Origin of the sequence: Paenibacillus sp. ACRRX (assembly GCF_022346885.1) — a bacterium.
Classification (GTDB): domain Bacteria; phylum Bacillota; class Bacilli; order Paenibacillales; family Paenibacillaceae; genus Paenibacillus_B.
This window is the reverse complement of the sequence record NZ_JAKRNK010000005.1, coordinates 109,151-126,154: the sequence shown is the minus strand read 5'-3', so window position 1 is coordinate 126,154 and position 17,004 is coordinate 109,151. Positions and strand designations below refer to the sequence as shown.

The 17,004-nt window shown below is 45.0% G+C and carries 13 protein-coding genes and 1 pseudogene; 9 read left to right on the top strand and 5 right to left on the bottom strand.

Annotated elements, in window-relative coordinates; translation table 11 throughout:
- The first annotated feature begins 108 nt into the window (after positions 1-108).
- The 3 genes from MH117_RS16210 (at position 109) to MH117_RS16200 (ending at position 5,257) form a co-directional block, all read left to right on the top strand.
- The gene (locus tag MH117_RS16210; protein ID WP_239330063.1) at positions 109-1,335 is read left to right on the top strand and encodes an RtcB family protein; all 1,227 of its coding nucleotides are present in this window, start codon (positions 109-111) and stop codon (positions 1,333-1,335) included.
- Between the two features lie 66 nt (positions 1,336-1,401).
- The gene (locus MH117_RS16205) at positions 1,402-2,670 is read left to right on the top strand and encodes a class I SAM-dependent methyltransferase (protein WP_239330061.1); all 1,269 of its coding nucleotides are present in this window, start codon (positions 1,402-1,404) and stop codon (positions 2,668-2,670) included.
- Position 2,671: 1 nt separating this feature from the next.
- On the top strand, positions 2,672-5,257 hold the full coding sequence (locus tag MH117_RS16200; protein WP_239330059.1) for a metallophosphoesterase: 2,586 nt from the start codon (positions 2,672-2,674) through the stop codon (positions 5,255-5,257).
- Between the two features lie 69 nt (positions 5,258-5,326).
- On the opposite strand, the gene MH117_RS16195 is transcribed toward MH117_RS16200, so the two are convergent.
- Together MH117_RS16195 and MH117_RS16190 are read right to left on the bottom strand one after the other, a co-directional pair.
- Complete coding sequence (locus MH117_RS16195; protein WP_239330057.1) at positions 5,327-5,860, bottom strand: hypothetical protein; 534 nt, start codon at positions 5,858-5,860, stop codon at positions 5,327-5,329.
- A 332-nt stretch (positions 5,861-6,192) separates the two neighbouring features.
- Positions 6,193-7,644: an esterase-like activity of phytase family protein gene (locus MH117_RS16190; RefSeq protein WP_239330055.1), complete on the bottom strand. Its 1,452-nt coding sequence runs from the start codon at positions 7,642-7,644 to the stop codon at positions 6,193-6,195.
- 374 nt (positions 7,645-8,018) lie between these two features.
- On the opposite strand from MH117_RS16190, the gene htpG reads away from it, so the two are divergent.
- Positions 8,019-9,902: a molecular chaperone HtpG gene (htpG, locus tag MH117_RS16185; protein ID WP_239330053.1), complete on the top strand. Its 1,884-nt coding sequence runs from the start codon at positions 8,019-8,021 to the stop codon at positions 9,900-9,902.
- A 135-nt stretch (positions 9,903-10,037) separates the two neighbouring features.
- On the opposite strand, the gene ligD is transcribed toward htpG, so the two are convergent.
- The 3 genes and pseudogenes from ligD to ku form a co-directional block, all read right to left on the bottom strand.
- A complete protein-coding gene (gene ligD, locus MH117_RS16180) occupies positions 10,038-10,931 on the bottom strand; it encodes a non-homologous end-joining DNA ligase (protein ID WP_239330051.1) in 894 nt (297 codons plus the stop codon).
- 74 nt (positions 10,932-11,005) lie between these two features.
- Positions 11,006-11,983 carry an ATP-dependent DNA ligase gene (locus MH117_RS16175; RefSeq protein WP_239330049.1) on the bottom strand — a complete coding sequence of 326 codons (978 nt, stop codon included), beginning with the start codon at positions 11,981-11,983 and terminating at the stop codon, positions 11,006-11,008.
- 290 nt (positions 11,984-12,273) lie between these two features.
- Positions 12,274-13,191, bottom strand: a pseudogene (ku, locus tag MH117_RS16170) (non-homologous end joining protein Ku); the annotation flags it as partial.
- Between the two features lie 147 nt (positions 13,192-13,338).
- Between ku and MH117_RS16165 the strand changes: the two are divergent.
- The 5 genes from MH117_RS16165 to tsaD all read left to right on the top strand — a co-directional run bounded on the left by MH117_RS16165 (position 13,339) and on the right by tsaD (position 16,774).
- Complete coding sequence (locus MH117_RS16165) at positions 13,339-13,524, top strand: H-type small acid-soluble spore protein (protein WP_239330046.1); 186 nt, start codon at positions 13,339-13,341, stop codon at positions 13,522-13,524.
- 187 nt (positions 13,525-13,711) lie between these two features.
- Positions 13,712-14,233 carry a tRNA (adenosine(37)-N6)-threonylcarbamoyltransferase complex ATPase subunit type 1 TsaE gene (gene tsaE, locus MH117_RS16160; RefSeq protein ID WP_239330044.1) on the top strand — a complete coding sequence of 174 codons (522 nt, stop codon included), beginning with the start codon at positions 13,712-13,714 and terminating at the stop codon, positions 14,231-14,233.
- A gap of 1 nt (position 14,234) precedes the next feature.
- Positions 14,235-15,095 (top strand): tRNA (adenosine(37)-N6)-threonylcarbamoyltransferase complex dimerization subunit type 1 TsaB, encoded by an 861-nt coding sequence (gene tsaB, locus MH117_RS16155; protein WP_239330042.1) that lies wholly within the window; start codon positions 14,235-14,237, stop codon positions 15,093-15,095.
- Positions 15,096-15,180: 85 nt separating this feature from the next.
- A complete protein-coding gene (rimI, locus tag MH117_RS16150) occupies positions 15,181-15,699 on the top strand; it encodes a ribosomal protein S18-alanine N-acetyltransferase (RefSeq protein WP_239330687.1) in 519 nt (172 codons plus the stop codon).
- 1 nt (position 15,700) lies between these two features.
- The gene (gene tsaD / locus MH117_RS16145; RefSeq protein WP_239330040.1) at positions 15,701-16,774 is read left to right on the top strand and encodes a tRNA (adenosine(37)-N6)-threonylcarbamoyltransferase complex transferase subunit TsaD; all 1,074 of its coding nucleotides are present in this window, start codon (positions 15,701-15,703) and stop codon (positions 16,772-16,774) included.
- Positions 16,775-17,004 lie beyond the last annotated feature (230 nt).

Here is a 17,004-nt window from a genome sequence, read left to right as displayed (position 1 = left end):
GGATACTCTTGAGTAATGAATTGGCCATTGTATCGATCAAGTAGCTGGGATAAAGGGCTTAGAGTATCCATGTAGAGGAAAAATTATTTGGCAGAGGGGTTAAAGCTTATGGCTTATCAAAATATAGATGGTGTTCGTGTGTGGGGAAACCCAGAGGAAGGGGCTTTGGTCCAAGCCAAACTATGTGCTGATACCGGAAATGTCGTACAGGCGCTGTTGATGGCAGATCACCACAAAGGGTACAGTCAGCCCATTGGCGGCGTAGTCGTATACGAGGGTCAAATATCACCGTCTGGCGTTGGCTATGATATCGGATGCGGTAACAAAGCGGTGCGTACCAATCTGTATGCTGCAGATATTAAGCCTCGGCTGGCTCAGATCATGGATGAGATCGCGCGTAGTATTTCATTTGGGATGGGTCGTGTCAATCAGGAGAAGGTGGATCATGAGTTGTTTGATGACCCTGATTGGTCTGTGTATGAAGCGATCGGCAAGCAGGAGCACGACAAGCTGAAAGTGTTGGCCCGCAATCAGCTTGGCACAGTAGGCAGCGGCAACCATTTCGTGGATTTGTTTGAGGAAATGGAGACGGGGCGGCTGTGGATCGGAAATCACTTCGGTAGCCGCGGCTTTGGACATAAGACGGCAAGCGGCTTCCTAAACTTGGCTGCGGGAAGAGCCTTTATGGATAAAGCGCCTGGCGAAAAGATGGATCAACCGCCAGTACTGCTTGATCTTAACAGTGAACTGGGAGATATGTATTACCGTGCAATGAAGCTGGCGGGTCGTTACGCATATGCAGGACGTGATTATGTGATCCAAGAAGTGCTGTCGATTCTCGGAACTGCAGCAGACTTTGAGGTTCATACTCACCACAACTACGCTTGGAAAGAGACACATAACGGAGAAGAAGTTGTAGTTGTGCGTAAAGGAGCTACACCGTCGGCACCGGGACAAGTAGGCTTTATCGGCGGAAGCATGGGCGATATTTCTGTTATCGTCAAGGGCAAAGATACAGTGGAAAACCGCGATGCGTATTATAGCACTGTTCATGGCGCAGGACGTGTCATGAGTCGAACGCAGGCAGCCGGCAAGATGAACTGGAAGACCCGCTCTCGCAGCGGCGGACAGATCAGTACGCAGCAGATGCTGGACGCGGTTCGTGACTTTGGGGTCGAACTTCGCGGTGCAGGGACGGATGAAAGTCCATTTGTATACCGTAAGCTTCAAGAGGTGCTGGATGCCCATGCGGAGACGATCGAGGTGTTGAACGTATTAAGGCCGATTGGGGTGTGTATGGCAGGGGCGGATGAGATTGATCCTTATAAGGATTAATAGATTACGAGAATATTGATTCGTATTGTAGACCGACCGAAAGGTTCGGAGAGGAGAGAATAAAAGATGGCTATTGTACAATTAAAATCTGCTAATCCCCAGTTTACTTTTCTAATCAAGAAAAATCCGAACTCTGGAATGCAGCTTCGTTCAATTCGCAAAGGAATGGCATACGGCTGGTATTCGGATGAGTCTACGTATAATGTTTACTTTAAAGATGCTGATAACGAGATATCGTACAAACAGCATGAAAACGAACATTTTGAATATTTGAATGTGTCACGCTACAACACGCCGTTATTTCCGCTTAATGCGATCAATGAATTTTTTAATGCACCATTAAAGAGATCAGATGATGAACTTGACTTGGAAGGTTATGATCATTCGCTCTTCATCAATATGATCCATATTGAGATGGTTCGATATATTGATTTTTTCCAAAAGCACTTACCAGACTTCACCTTTCATATTCAGCATCGATCACATAAAAGTTACGCTTTAACTGTAACGACACGGAGGAGCCTCTATCAACTGCTTCATGTGACTAGTGTTCTTTGCTTGTTTTTATCTATGTTAGGGAACGAATATATTGATATATCTGATAGTATTCTCGACAAATATATTAAGAGTCTTAATATAATAGACGCGCCTTTTTATATTCGGAGTTTATTTGCGCGGAACTTTTTATCCTCTAGACAACGATTCAATAAATATAAGTCTGAAATTGAAAAAACAAGACGATATGACATTCGTCTGGATTATGGGGGGACGGCATTCCAACGAAGAAATTATATTGGTGGAGTATTACCTCTTAATAAATCATTAGTGGACATTGGTTGCGGTGAGGGGTTTTATGCCATCCCTTTTGCCAAGAAAATGGATCACAGTTATTATGCAATTGACACGAATGAAGAAATATTGGATGCCTTGCAACGTAAAGCAATAATCAAAGAAATCGATAATATATCAACCTATCCTTCTCTTGATCAATTTTTGGGAACGTATAACGGCGAACTAGTGGATGTCATCATGACTGAAGTAATTGAGCACATGAGTGAGAATGAAGCGAAAGATTTGATTCAACATGTATGCAGACATGTTAACTATGAACATTTTATTATTACAACACCGAACGCTGACTTTAATACTTTTTATGAGTTGGATGGCTTTAGGCATGATGATCATAAGTGGGAAATGGGGCAGGAACGTTTTAGAGCCTGGTTCTTGGAATTCTTGAAGGAAATGAATCTTCACTACGAATTCGTAGCTATCGGTGATAGTGTAAATCAGGTCAGTACTACACAAGGAATTGTGCTGAAGAAAAGAGGGGATTGAGATGGAACTTCGGACGAAAATACACACTATTTTTATGATGATTGGACCGACAGAATGCGGCAAGACAACATTTGCACAGGATGTACTCATTCCGCAGCTCAGGTTTGAAGATATACATAAAAATGCTAAATTCAATATCCAATATATTTCGTCAGACGCTATTCGGCAGGAGGTTTTGGGGAGTGACTATGACAAGTATGATCAAGTCATGCTGGAAGCTAGCTCTCAAGCTTTTCACTTGCTGTTTGAGAAACTTAAAATGGTCACTTCATTTCCTATAAATGCGGAATTTATTGTATTGGATACAACAGGATTAGCCGATGATTTTCGGGCAAAGGTAAGGGAGATTGCATCTGAAAATAAGTATAATGTTGAGGTCATATTATTTGACTATCGCAAGCGCGAAGACTATTATGCTTCCGAACGTTCGAAGAAGATCATTACTAATCATATTAATCGTTTTAAAAAGGATGTTTTGGGTTCATTATCGCGGGAAGGATACTCGAATATACACAAGATACGAGCTAAAGATTTTTATTCAACAGTGTGTCCAAACGATAGTTCTCCATATAAAGTGATTATTGAAAATCGTGATGACTATCTTCATACTATTTTGCCACAAAACCTAAAGTATATTATGGTTGGTGACGTACACGAGTGTCTTAACGATCTTCAAGGGTTGCTTTTGAGTTATGGCTATCAGATTGAATCCGGAAGATTGATTGCAACAGATCAAGTGCGGGATACTAAAGTGATCTTAGTGGGGGACTGGATCGATAAAGGTCAACAAACAAGAGAGACGATAGAGTTCCTTTACGTAAATCAAGAACATTTTCTTTTTGTTCTTGGAAACCATGAAAATTTTGTACACAAGTATATAAAAGGTGAAGTTAGTGGTGTGGAGCAGGAGTTGCTTCATACGTACTTTGACTCGACTCAGGTCCTGCTACATGATGCAGATCTAATGGATAAGTTTTGTCAGCTCGTAAACTTATCACAACCTTTTTATAAGTTCTGTGGAGTAAATGGTCCATCTTTTTATGTAACACACGCACCATGCAAAAACAAGTATATTGGGAAGTTGGACACAAGCTCTCTCCGACATCAACGTAATTTTAGAGTTGATCGAAATGTGCCGTTCGAAGAACAACTTCAATTCCTGAAGCAAGAAGCGGTAAAAAATCATCCTTATCATGTGTACGGCCATATCGCGGCCAAAACTGCATTCCGTATTAAAAATAAAATTCATTTGGATACGGGAAGCGTTCATGGAAATGCGCTGACATCTGTTAAAATCTCGTTTAAACCGTTCTTTAAAGCGTACAAATCGAAACAGGTCATTATAGCGGAATCCTTACAAGATTTGTTTGTGGAACAAGGAAAAATTACGATTCAAGATCTCGATGTTGATGAGGTTCGCCGACTCCAATACTGTTCGCGGAATAAGGTCAATTTTATTTCCGGTACGATGCCTCCTGCAGATAAGGATGAAGCGACGTATCAGCTCGAGTCATTAACTTCAGGTCTAAATTATTATGCAGCTCGCTCAGTAAATAAAGTTGTATTACAACCCAAATATATGGGTTCAAGATGTAATATATATTTGCATAATGAGCGTCAACGATGCTTTGCAGTTAGTCGAAATGGCTATAAGATTAATCAGGTTGAGCTGACAGCAATATACGATCAACTGCAGCTGAAATTCGGTGGATATATGCAGGATAATAGAATAGAAATGCTCATTATTGATGGCGAGTTGCTCCCTTGGAAGGCCTTGGGTGATGCCTTGATTAAACGTCAGTTTAAGCCTATTGAATCAGCCCTAGAGAGTGAGTTTGAATTTCTTAAGCAGTATAGTTTCCAACAAGAATTTGACCATTTAGCGGATCAATATCAGGCTAGCGGGTTTGAGCAGGACCAATTTCATATACCAAAGGCAAAGTTAAGTGAGAAGTATGGAGACAACATATATCAAAATTATAAGCACGTGCACAGTATTTTAGAGACTTACGTACCACTACACGAACACGAAAAGGCATATATCACCTATAAAAGGCAGCTTGAATTATATGCTGAGGACGATACACTTGAATTTAAACCATTTGCGCTACTAAAAATAATCTATGAGTCCGGTGAAGAACAAATACCAGATTGGACTACTTCTGATATGTATCAGTTCTTATCTGAAGATGAATATCTTACTGTAGACTTGACCGAATCGGATAGCTATGAGAGAGCAGAGCATTATTTTGCATCGCTTACAATGCTTAATCATATGGAAGGAGTCGTAATTAAACCTGAAGTAAATAATGGGGATGCAGCACCTTTTATGAAGGTTAGGAACCCGGATTATTTATCAATTATATATGGTTATGATTATCGGTTCCCGCATAAGTATCATAAGTTATTCAAACAGAAAAATATAAAGCAGAAACTTCGAACATCTATAAATGAGCACCGCCTTGGAAAGAAAATGTTATCCTTTAAGTTTGAAGATATTAAACCAGATAACAGAGAGTATCAGGAGATTGTATCCAATTTGTTATTTGAAGTAGCTAAAGAGAAGGAGATTGATCCACGGTTGTAAAGTGTAAAAAGAAAGAGAGGAGACGTATTTATACGTACTCCTCTCTTGTTACTAGTTATGCATAAATATCTACACAGATCTTAACGAGTTCAACAGAACATCAAACTTGCTATACATAAACGACAAACTTTTCTGCACAGAGGAATTGAAGTCATTCTCGCTCATGCCATCCTTGCCAGCCAAGTGAGTCTTAATATTTTTGACGATGGCTGCTTTTAATACGTTGATTTCTTTCAGTGCCTTATCACTTTCTATCTTGTGCTGCTTTACTTTAGCAGAACATATCTTCTTCGCGGCGTTAAGCGCTTTGATGTCTCGAACCTTCTCTGCTTTGGCTTGCGCCAGCGTGTCCTTGCTCGCTTTACTCTTAACTAAGCTAGTGTATCTAGCTGCTGAGGCTTTATACTGCTCTGTGAGAGGCTTAACATCTGGACACAGCAAGACACTCAGGTTCTTCTGGGCGGCTTTCACTTCGTTAACCTTGCCCTTGTAAGACTCAAAATAAGTCTTTTCAATATTTACCTTAGACGATGATGCGGCTGCAAACGCTTGAGAGGGTACGAGTACAACAAGCAGAAGCAAAAGTACTATTATTTTCTTCATATTCCAGCTTCCTTTCTTGGTTGTAATTCTATCATAAGGGAGGTTATGGAATATTTCAATATTTGCAAATCTAATAGGGTATAAAGCACCAGTCGGTGTTGGAGTTCATTTTAAAGTGGGGAGTCCATTATATCAACCTTTTGATTATCGATGCTTAACCGTCATCCGATAGACCGAATGGGGAAGGAAATTAGCGAGGGAATATGGTGAGCGGACGAGTATGCAAATGAACAACAAAACCCCGTCCAGCCAAAGGCTCAAGACGGGGCCGTTAATACATATGGAATCGTTGTGAAACGATTCAGTAAGGGAAGGGGCACACGGGACTAGGGTTACTTAATCGAGTAAGGCAGCTTAAACGTCCACAACTCAGTGCCGTTATCCGAAGATGTGCTGCCCACGCCAAAGTCATTGTCGTTGACAATCACGAGTGTATTGCCATTCACAAGCGACAAGCCCTCAATCTTCTCGTACGGGTAGCCAAACTGAACCCCGTCGAGTACAGTGCGCTTAGAAGGCGGGAGAATCCCGTTCGCGCGCAACTCGGCAATCGTCATCTGCTCCAGCGTCTTACCTGCTTTCTCATCATCATATTTGCCGAGAATGTTAGATGCATTAGTCAGGTCGATCGCATAAATTCGTTTCAACTGTGCCTTGTCGCCCGCGTTTTTGTCACGCTCATCGATCAGCAGCGTGTTCTCGTTTACTACGACCAGATCAGAGATTACGATGTCTGATTGGGACAGGTTGTTGAATTGCTTCGCGTCTTCCGCCACATAAGCATATTCAGCTACTGGCTGCAGTGTTGCTAGATCAAGCTTGATGATCCGCAGCTGGCGCGAATTGTCCGTGGACTTGTCCGGGCTGCGAAGCGGGCTTTGCATGGCCATGAACATATATTTGCTGTCAGGCGTGATGCCAACCGCCTCTGCACCACGGTTTTGGCGAAGCTTGTTGTATACGGCTGGCAATGTTTCACGTGCTGGCACGAGCGGGGCGGACACTTGCGCGCCCCAGCCCTTCGGCACGATCCTTTCGATAAGCGTGCCATCGCGTTTTACATGGACGATAGAAGGACCGTACTCATCAGAGATCCAGAACGTGTCATCTTTTGGATTATAGGCAAGTCCTTCGATATCAAGCCCATAGGGGTCATAGGCAAGCTCTTTCTCTGCTTTGACATCAAAAGGCACTTCGTCACGGCCTTTAATGTTCGGTAGACCCGTAATACGATCATTACCTGTTGCAGGATTGGTGCCGTTTAGTTTTAATGGTATTTGCTCTAATATTTTAATTTCGCCTTTTTCAATTTGGATCTTATAAAGGCTTGGCGTGTAAGTGGCAAGCGGGAAAGTCCGGCGATTCTTGCCGTTGACCTCGACTTCTCCGTTAGGACCGCGGTCTGCTGTTGAATAAAACACGTTATCAGGGTCACCAGGTATGTGAGTTAAAGAGGAACCGATCCCCATTTTGACCCCTTCGTTTAGATTAGGTGCATTTAATTTATACTTTCCAGTTAACTCAGGTTTGTCTGTCAGTGCTACGCTGCCACGGAACTCATCCCAATCTACATATTTGCCAGAGGCTTCACTAAGCGCACGAAGCGGCAAATATAAACGGCCATCGATATCCACCGCAGAAGAAGATGGTGTCACCACTTGCCCGTTGTTGGTATACGTAATCTGCTCTGCCGGGGAACCATTTAGTGCATTTACAGGTATTACGTTGGTGCCTACTGTGAGTGTAAGTGCTGCTGTAGCAGCCATCAGCCATTTGTTGTTCATGATCGATAAATCCCCCTTCAATCGTTAACTTGCTCGTATTTAGTCGAATTATAGCAGTCACTTGTTAAGCTTACGTAATGGTGATGTTGAATTTGTGTAAATGAGAGTGTAGGGGGTCATTTTCATTTGTTCTAACAGGGACGAGACGATTGATTGACTAAAGAAGATTTCATATGCTATATTTTTCTATTTTTTTCGTTACCGTATTGACATCGAAAATTAGGTTGTGGTATATAAAAAGAAGTATTAGCACTCGACAGGAAAGAGTGCTAATCATGGCGAACTATATATATGACCGCTGCACACCCTAATTGTTAGCAAGGTGAGCCAGCGTTGATTCTATTATTTTCTTTACATTGAAAGGGGATCTATTCATGGCCAAGAAGCAGTTCAAAGCAGAATCCAAGCGATTGCTGGAAATGATGATCAACTCCATTTACACCCAACGAGAAATCTTCTTGAGAGAGCTTATCTCCAATGCAAGCGATGCAATCGACAAGATGTACTACAAGGCGCTTGCTGACGATCAGTTAGTATTTAACAAAGAAGATTATTACATTAAAGTAGCAGTTGATAAAGACAGCAGAACATTGACGATTACAGACACTGGCATCGGGATGTCCAAGGAGGAGTTGGAAAATAACCTTGGGGTAATCGCCAAGAGTGGGTCGTTGGCTTTTAAGTCTGAAAACGAATCAAAAGACGGACATAACATTATCGGTCAATTCGGGGTTGGATTCTACTCCGCCTTTATGGTTGCGGACGTTGTTGCAGTAGTCAGCAAAGCGTTCGGCAGCGATGAGGCGTTTAAGTGGGAGTCTAAAGGTGCTGACGGATATACGATTGTACCGTGTGAGAAGGATACAGCAGGAACCGAGATTACGTTGCAAATTAAAGAGAACACAGAAGATGATCAATATGACGAGTACTTGGAAGAGTATCGCCTCAGATCGATTATTAAGAAATATTCCGACTTTATACGTTACCCGATTAAGATGGATGTAAAGGGTCAGCGTCCTAAAGAAGGCAGCGAAGAGAATGAGCTGGAAGACTACCAAGAAGAACAGACGATCAACAGCATGGTACCGATCTGGCGTAAAAATAAAAATGAACTGACGACCGAAGATTATGAGCGCTTCTACAACGAAAAGCGTTATGGCTTCGATAAACCGTTAAAGCATATTCATATCAGCGCGGACGGCGCAGTGGTGTACAAGGCAATCCTGTTTATTCCAGAGAATACGCCATTTGATTATTACACGAAGGAATACGAGAAAGGTCTAGAGCTCTATTCCAACGGCGTGCTCATTATGAACAAATGCGCAGACCTGCTGCCAGACTATTTTGGCTTTGTTAAAGGAATGGTCGATTCCGAAGATCTATCCTTGAATATCTCACGTGAGATGCTGCAGCATGACCGCCAATTGCATTTGATCGCCAAGAACATCAAAAACAAGATCAAGAGCCAACTGCAAAGCTTGCTGAAGGATGAGCGCGAGAAATATGAAACGTTCTACAAGTCTTTTGGCAGACAGTTAAAATACGGCGTGTACAGCGATTACGGCACTAATAAAGAAACACTGCAAGACTTGGTGATGTTCTATTCATCCACCGAGAAGAAGCTGGTGACGTTAGACGAGTACGTATCCAGAATGCCAGAAGAGCAAAAGTACATTTATTATGCGTCTGGTGAATCCATCGAGCGTATCGAGAAGCTGCCGCAAGCTGAGATGGTAGCTGACAAAGGTTATGAGATTCTATACTTCACCGATGATATCGATGAATTTGCGATTAAGACGATTATGCAGTACAAAGAGAAGGAGTTCCGTTCCGTATCCAGCGGAGACCTGGGTATTGAGGCGGATGAAAACGATCAGGCTGAGGAAGCGAATGACAACGATAATAACGCGTTGTTCGAAGCGATGCAGAGCATTCTGACCGGAAAAGTGAAGCAAGTAAAAGCATCCAAACGATTAAAATCTCATCCGGTGTGTTTGTCCACGGAGGGTGAACTATCCATCGAGATGGAAAAAATATTAAAGGCAATGCCAAACAGCCAAGATGTACAAGCGGATAAAGTGCTGGAAATCAACGTCAACCATGAAGTATTCCAATCCTTGAAGGATGCGCAAGCATCAGACCAAGAGAAGTTGAATCTGTATACGAATCTATTGTACAACCAAGCACTGTTGATTGAAGGCCTGCCAATTCAAGACCCTGTTCAATTTACAAATGATATGTGCAAAATTATGGTGTAAGCCGTAATGCTCAAATAGTTATAAAATATTTTGACTGGCTTGCTGCTGTTGCAATTAGCTGTCATACCTGCTATAACCCGACATCGGAGTCCTATCCGATTCGGGTTATTTGGTCTGTTATGCACTGATTTTGTCTCAGTTTCGAAGTTGCGTTTGGAAGGCTTGCAGCGTCTCTGTCAAATGCTGTACGGGGGCTTGCTCCAACAAGTCCCCGGTTTGCGATAAGTGTGTCGCCGCATTCAGCAGCGTGAAGTCGCGCGGACTCGGATTGCGGCTGACTTCTTCCCAAGTCAAAGGCATAGAGATGGTGGCATAAGGGGTGGCTCTGGGCGTATACGCAGCCGCAATCGTACGACCGATATCATGCTGTGCATAATCGATGTAAATGCGAGTGCCGCGATCCTTTTTCAGTCGCTCGATGGTAAAGAGGTTCGGAGATTGCTGGCATAAGTACTGCGCTACGAATAAGCCGAATGACTTCAATTGGGCGAATGTCGGTCCCCGCTGCAGCTTGATTACGACTTGGACGCCGGTTGCACCAGAGGTTTTGGGTACACTGTCAATACCTAAGGAGTGCAGCAGCTGCCCTACAAGTGCTGCAGCTTCCATGATCCGCGGCTCTACGGGAATAGAAGGATCAAGGTCAATAATCCATTGCTCAGGAAGCTCATCTCCTATGGTGTGCAGGGAGGGGTGAAATTCCAGGCTTGCTAGATTGGCAAGCCAAATCAACGTAGGCAAGTTGTTAAGCAGCACATACTCATGTTCACCATGAAATGCTGTGTTTACGAATTCAGGCGTGGGCTGCGGGCAATTTTTCTGATAAAAGGACTCCCCATGCACACCATCTGGATATCTAATCGTTGTTAAATAACGATTCTGGCAATAACGAATCAAGTAAGGAGCAACAGGCAGCAAAAGTTTCACATAATCGGCTTTTGTTAATCCAAGTTCAGGCCACAATAGCTTGTCAGGATTGGATAAAGGGACCTCAAACCCTTCGATTTGGAGTGAATATTTAGCTGCCATAGGTTGGGGGCCTCCTTTATTATTGCCATGCCATTGATTCGAGAATGAAAATGGTTGGGGTTACGTATTGGCACTTAATTTTGCAGGTGCTGCTTGCTTGGCAGAGCTAATAGCTTCGGATGCCTGAGTACACCTGCGCTGGTAAGTTCAAGGGCCGTCACATCACAAAGAAGCGGCTGCGTGAACCATTGCAGCTGTTCTCGGTTTAATTCAGCTGGAAAGGAATTAATGCGTCCGACAACGGGCTTGTTAACGCCATATTGTTGGGACCATTCCTGCAGCAGGGTGCGATGCGTTTCGTTTAATCCACTTGCCGCTCTGCCAATATAGACACCGTCGGTATGCAGCAGGATCAAGCTTGCAATCCTGCCGCTATTAATAACGTAGCCAACAGCAAGTGCGGTGAGATTCAAACGTTTCTTCAGTTTTACCCATTCCCGGTGCAGCTTGCCTTGCAGATAAGGGGAATTGCGGTGTTTGCTAACGATTCCCTCCCACTCGTTTGCCTCTATCCACTGCCATAGGGCAGGGCCATTAGAAAACACATCGGTTACAAACAAAGAGGCAGTACGTTCTGGCATAAGCTCCAGCAAGGTTTGATGTCGCTGCTCATAGGGGAGTTGACGCATATCCTTACCATTTAAGGCCAATAAGTCAAAAACCACATACGTAAGGCTGTATTGTTGTCTTGTGGAGTTGGCCGAGCGTTGTCTTTTTAAAATAAGGGAAAAGGATGGACGCTGCAGTTCCGGATCAAAAACGACAGCTTCACCGTCTAACAAGACAGAATGCCCTTCAAGGGGAAGGTAGGTGGCTAAAGCAGCAGCGATAGGCTGATAATCTGCTGTCCGCTTTTCCATCTTGCGTGTATAGAGCTCGATCTGACCCTCATGGATGAAGGCCAGCAGCCGAATACCATCCCATTTTAATTGATGCAGCCAATCTTCACCTGCTGGCAGCGATTGAATAGGCAGCGGGGCCATCGGCATGAAGCGCTGATCCAAATGGATGTCCAGAGGCAGCAGTTGGTCTGGCTGCCGTACCTTGCTCACGGCGCCTCCGTGCCGCGGCGAGTACGCCTGCGCGGCGCGGGAGCACCTGCCGCGCTGTCGCTGCCTGCTGCCGCAGGCAGCTCTTCCGCTTTGCGGCTGCGTGTCCGCTTCGTGCGGGTAGGCGTGCTGTCTACGGCCAGCGGCGGGGCGGCAGCCGATTCAGCGCCAGCGTTGCTGCTGCTCGCGGCTGATGCATCCCCCGCCGCGGTGCGCCGCTTGCGGGAGCCTGCGGCTGGCTTAGCGCTTGCGGCGGCTTGGCCAGCCGGCCCTTTGGCTGCGCTCCTGCCCTTTGCACGGCTGCTTGCAGCTGGAGTCGCGCTTGTCGCAGCCTTATTGCCAGCAGTGCCAGTTTGCGCCGCAGTTGTCCGGCTTGCTTCTGCGCCGACCTGAGGTGCAGCCTTGCCGCTTGCTGCTGCTGAGCCGAGGTCAGGCACGACAGGCTGCATGGCCTGAATGCTGGCCTGCAGCGCAGCCATGAGATCCACGATTGGCGGCTCGTTATTTGCCGCTGGTGCTGTTGTAATCTCTTTGCCGGCAATTTTTTCTTGAATCCGTGTAAGCAGGCGCTCGCGGTATTCGTCCGTATATTTTTGCGGCTCAAAATCACTGGACAACTGGTTAATCAGTACTTGGGCCATCTCTAGCTCCTTCGGATTAATTTGAATGTTCTCAGGAATGTTTGGAACTTGCCCAGAACTGCGAATTTCATCTGGATAATGCATCGTCTCCATCACAAGGCAGTTATCAAGCACACGAATAGCGGCTAAGCTGCTTTTGGCGCGCAGCGTTACTTTTGCAATGCCAATCTTGTTGGTACTGTTTAGGGCTTCGCGCAGCAGTTGATAAGCGTTGCCACCTGCCTGATCTGGGGAGAGATAATAGGTTTTTTGATAATAAATGGGATCAATCTCCGCCAAGTCTACAAAATCCAAAATGGCAATTGCTCGATTGGCATCATCTTGAAGACCTTCGAGCTCGTCTTTGTTAAAAAGCACAAAATGTCCTTTTTCATATTCATAACCTTTAACGATATCGTTCCATGCTACTTCTGTGTCGCAAACAGGGCACTGGCGTACATAGTTTAGCGGACTGCCGCATACCGAATGAATCATACGCAGTGAGATATCTTTGTCTTCGGTGGCAGAGTGCATTTTTACAGGAACGTGGACAAGTCCAAAGCTGATGGCCCCTTTCCATACGGTATGCATCATCATTCTCCTGTTCTTCATTAGCATTTGTGTAGGTTCAGTATGTGAATTTGATGGTCAATCTACACGGGAAAGAGATGGGAAGTCATGTATGTTTCGGACGAGTTTAAGCCAAATTAAACATACCGACATATGAGGAGGTTCACGATGAACGCAGAACGTGCCAAGCAAATATATGAAATGAAAGATACAGTACCTGTAAAATTAGATGGAGAACAATCAGTGTGGATCGAACATGTCGATACGGCCAACGGAATGGCGACCGTTCAGGTAGGTGCCAACCCGACGAATACGGAAACCGTATCGGTAGAGCGTCTGATTGAATCGACCTAAGTGGGAATCGAAATAGATAGGGCATAACGTTTTACTGCACGAAGCTGCGCGATCAAGGCTCTATGAAGCCAATTGCGCAGCTTTTTTGTTGTTTTGATATGGACGCTTGCAAATGTTCTGAGTTCTATAATCACTTTTTATTTATGTTATAATGAGGTGTTAGTTAGGCTTGCTATATTGAATCGTCATGCGGCAAGCTGCACGGAACAATTCATGCAGGAGGGGATCAAGTGTGCAGACGGCAAACTTTTCGTTTCGTTCTATGAGCGAAGCTGATACGGAGCGTTTGGCGACACGTGTGGCTGAGCATTGTGGGCCAGGGACAGTTATTGCGCTGGACGGAGACTTGGGCGCAGGCAAAACACGCTTTTCACAGGCTATTGCCAAGGCGATGGGAGTCACAGATGTTGTCAACAGCCCCACATTTACGATCATTAAAGAGTATAACGGCAAGGAATTGCCGCTTTATCATATGGATGTATACCGGATCAGCATGGCTGAGGCGGATGAGCTTGGTCTTGACGAGTATTTTTACGGAGATGGAGTGTCGCTAGTAGAATGGTCCAGCATTATTACGCCCATTCTGCCACCAAAGTACTTGCATCTGTACTTGCAGTATGAAGCAGAGCACGAGCGTATTATTCGTATGACAGCTTATGGAGAACCTTATGTAACCTGGTTGAATCAATTGAAATGGAGCGGAGTGTAATATGTCGTACGAAACGGAACAACATCGCAGATTACTTGCTTTCGACACGTCAACAGCAACGCTTGCCGTAGCCCTCGTGCAAGGCGGGGAAGTTAAGCAGTGCACGCACGATAATGCGGAGCGTAATCATTCGATCAAGCTGGTACCAGCTATGCATGATATGCTGCAAACGGAACAATGGGGTGAAGCGCAGCTTGATGGGATAGCAGTTGGTATGGGGCCAGGCTCTTACACAGGGGTGCGTATTGCAGTAACAGCAGCCAAAACGATAGCGTGGGCCTGGAATAAGCCGGTTATCGGTGTCTCTAGCTTAAGGGCGCTGGCTTTAACAGGGACTGCAATATATGCAGCTTCAGCAAAAGATAGATGCGTGGATGCTAATTATTCCGATAAGCAGGGTAATTTTACAGTATATCCGCTTATGAATGCACGTAGAGGACAAGTATATACTTCTTCTTTTACAGGATTTCATGCTGAGCTTAATACACTGCTGGATCACGCTTCTCAAGCTTGCAGTCGTGAACAGGCTTGTAAAGTGGAGCGGGAGGACAGCATACGTATGTTTGTCGATGTAGCCAGAGAAGCGGAGCAATTATTGCTGGCAGACTCGAATCAGAACGTTCTGTTTGTCGGGGAGACCATTCAGCAGCAAGACATACTGGACGAGTTATCGATTAAGTTTGGAGCTCGAATTCAAGTCATTCCTTGTGAAATGGATGCAGGCTGGATTGGTGTATTAGGGCAGGCGGCTCTAACACGTGGTGAGCAGTCTGATGTACATCGGTTAGAGCCGAACTACACGCAAGTGACTGAAGCAGAAGCCAAATTAAATGCACTTAACGCTCAGCAGGCGAACAATTAGCTCAAACCATAAGATGTTTGAACTGAACATTTGGCTGGATATACAAGAGGTTATAAGGAAAAAGCAGTGGAAGGAGCAGGGCGGGATGAAGGAAATGAAACGGGACCAAGCTGAATTACAGGCTGTCACATATGTGCGTGGGATGGAAATTACGGATGTTGAGCAGGTCATACAGGTCGAGCACGCCTCTTTTACAGTGCCATGGACGAATGATGCTTTTCATAATGAATTGACCACCAACCTTTTTGCCCGATATATTGTTATCGAACATGAAGGAAGAATAGCAGGATACGCTGGTATGTGGACCATTCTGGATGAAGCACATGTCACTAACATTGCGGTTCATCCTGACTTTCGAAGACGAGGGTGGGGCGAGTGGCTGCTGCGGGAGTTGATTGCTCGTGCAATCGCACTCGGCATGGTGAAAATGACACTTGAAGTACGAGTGACTAATCTTACTGCGCAGCATCTGTATCGCAAATTCAAATTTGAACCCGCCGGTGTTCGTAAAGGCTATTACTCCGATAATCAAGAAGATGCCTTAATTATGTGGACGGATCTGCAGCAGCTGTGCAGCACCCAGAACGAAGTAGGTGAGAGGTAACATGACGCAAATACAGTCAACGAACGAACAAATTGAAATAAAGTTGTGCCGTAGTGGTATTCTTCTTGCAATTGAGACAAGCTGTGATGAAACGGCTGTAGCAATCGTACGTGACGGCCAAGAAGTACTGGCAAATGTGGTGTCAAGCCAGATTGATGTGCATCGTCGGTTTGGCGGCGTAGTGCCAGAGATCGCTTCTCGCAAGCATGTGGAGACGATTACCGTCATGATTGAACAGGCGCTGGAACAAGCTGGATTGACACTGCGTGATCTAAATGCAATCGCGGTGACGCAAGGGCCAGGACTCGTAGGCGCACTGCTCGTAGGTATTATGGCGGCCAAGTCACTTGCATTGGCATTAAACATTCCTTTAATCGGGACACATCATATTGCTGGGCATATTTATGCGAATCAGCTTGTAGCAAAGCTCGAATATCCATGCATGGCACTTGTGGTGTCCGGAGGACATACCGAGCTGGTATTGCTGGAGCGTGAAGGTCAATTTCGTGTCATAGGACGGACTCGTGACGATGCAGTGGGCGAGGCATACGACAAAGTAGCCCGTGCTGTGGGCTTTCCTTACCCAGGCGGTCCTCACATTGATCGGCTTGCGCTTGAAGCAGAGGAAGTTGTCAGCCTGCCGCGTGCTTGGCTGGAGCCTGATTCTTACGACTTTAGCTTTAGCGGTGTGAAGTCCGCTGTACTTAATGTAGTGAATCAAGCGAAGATGAAAGGCGAGCCTCCAATGCCAGCTGCGATCGCACGCGGGTTCCAGGAATCCGTCATTGATGTGTTAATTACCAAGGCGATGCGTGCCATTAAGGAATATGGAGCAAAGCAGCTGCTCTTATGCGGCGGTGTAGCTGCTAACAGAGGGTTGCGTGCGGCGCTCACCGAACGATGTGCGTTGGAGCAAGTGCCGCTTGTCATTCCACCATTTGAATATTGTACAGATAATGCGGCAATGATAGGTGCTGCTGGATATCTCAAATGGAAACATGAGCAATTCGTCGGATTTGATTTCACAGCGGAGCCGACTTTTTCGTTGGAGCAATGGTCGGTAATGTCTTCGTAAGAATGCTTGGAGATTGCATGGCTTGATAAGTTTGAAGTAAGAAACGGATCGGCTTGTTAATCTGCGTGGAATGAATGCAATGTTAAATGAATAGCTGAAAACAGCAGTTTAGTAGGGAGGCTTATTTTCGTTCTCGTGTGTGGGCGCGAATGGGCTTCCCTTTTTATATTGTTCATGAAAAAATGACATCTCCAATGGTTGTGGATAAAAGTTATCCACATATTCAGTAA

Coding starts and splice junctions, on each gene's coding strand:
- MH117_RS16210 (WP_239330063.1), top strand. CDS start 109: ATGGCTTATCAAAATATAGATGGTGTTCGTGTGTGGGGAAACCCAGAG.
- MH117_RS16205 (WP_239330061.1), top strand. CDS start 1,402: ATGGCTATTGTACAATTAAAATCTGCTAATCCCCAGTTTACTTTTCTA.
- MH117_RS16200 (WP_239330059.1), top strand. CDS start 2,672: ATGGAACTTCGGACGAAAATACACACTATTTTTATGATGATTGGACCG.
- MH117_RS16195 (WP_239330057.1), bottom strand. CDS start 5,860: ATGAAGAAAATAATAGTACTTTTGCTTCTGCTTGTTGTACTCGTACCC.
- MH117_RS16190 (WP_239330055.1), bottom strand. CDS start 7,644: ATGAACAACAAATGGCTGATGGCTGCTACAGCAGCACTTACACTCACA.
- htpG (WP_239330053.1), top strand. CDS start 8,019: ATGGCCAAGAAGCAGTTCAAAGCAGAATCCAAGCGATTGCTGGAAATG.
- ligD (WP_239330051.1), bottom strand. CDS start 10,931: ATGGCAGCTAAATATTCACTCCAAATCGAAGGGTTTGAGGTCCCTTTA.
- MH117_RS16165 (WP_239330046.1), top strand. CDS start 13,339: ATGAACGCAGAACGTGCCAAGCAAATATATGAAATGAAAGATACAGTA.
- tsaE (WP_239330044.1), top strand. CDS start 13,712: ATGCGGCAAGCTGCACGGAACAATTCATGCAGGAGGGGATCAAGTGTG.
- tsaB (WP_239330042.1), top strand. CDS start 14,235: ATGTCGTACGAAACGGAACAACATCGCAGATTACTTGCTTTCGACACG.
- rimI (WP_239330687.1), top strand. CDS start 15,181: ATGAAGGAAATGAAACGGGACCAAGCTGAATTACAGGCTGTCACATAT.
- tsaD (WP_239330040.1), top strand. CDS start 15,701: ATGACGCAAATACAGTCAACGAACGAACAAATTGAAATAAAGTTGTGC.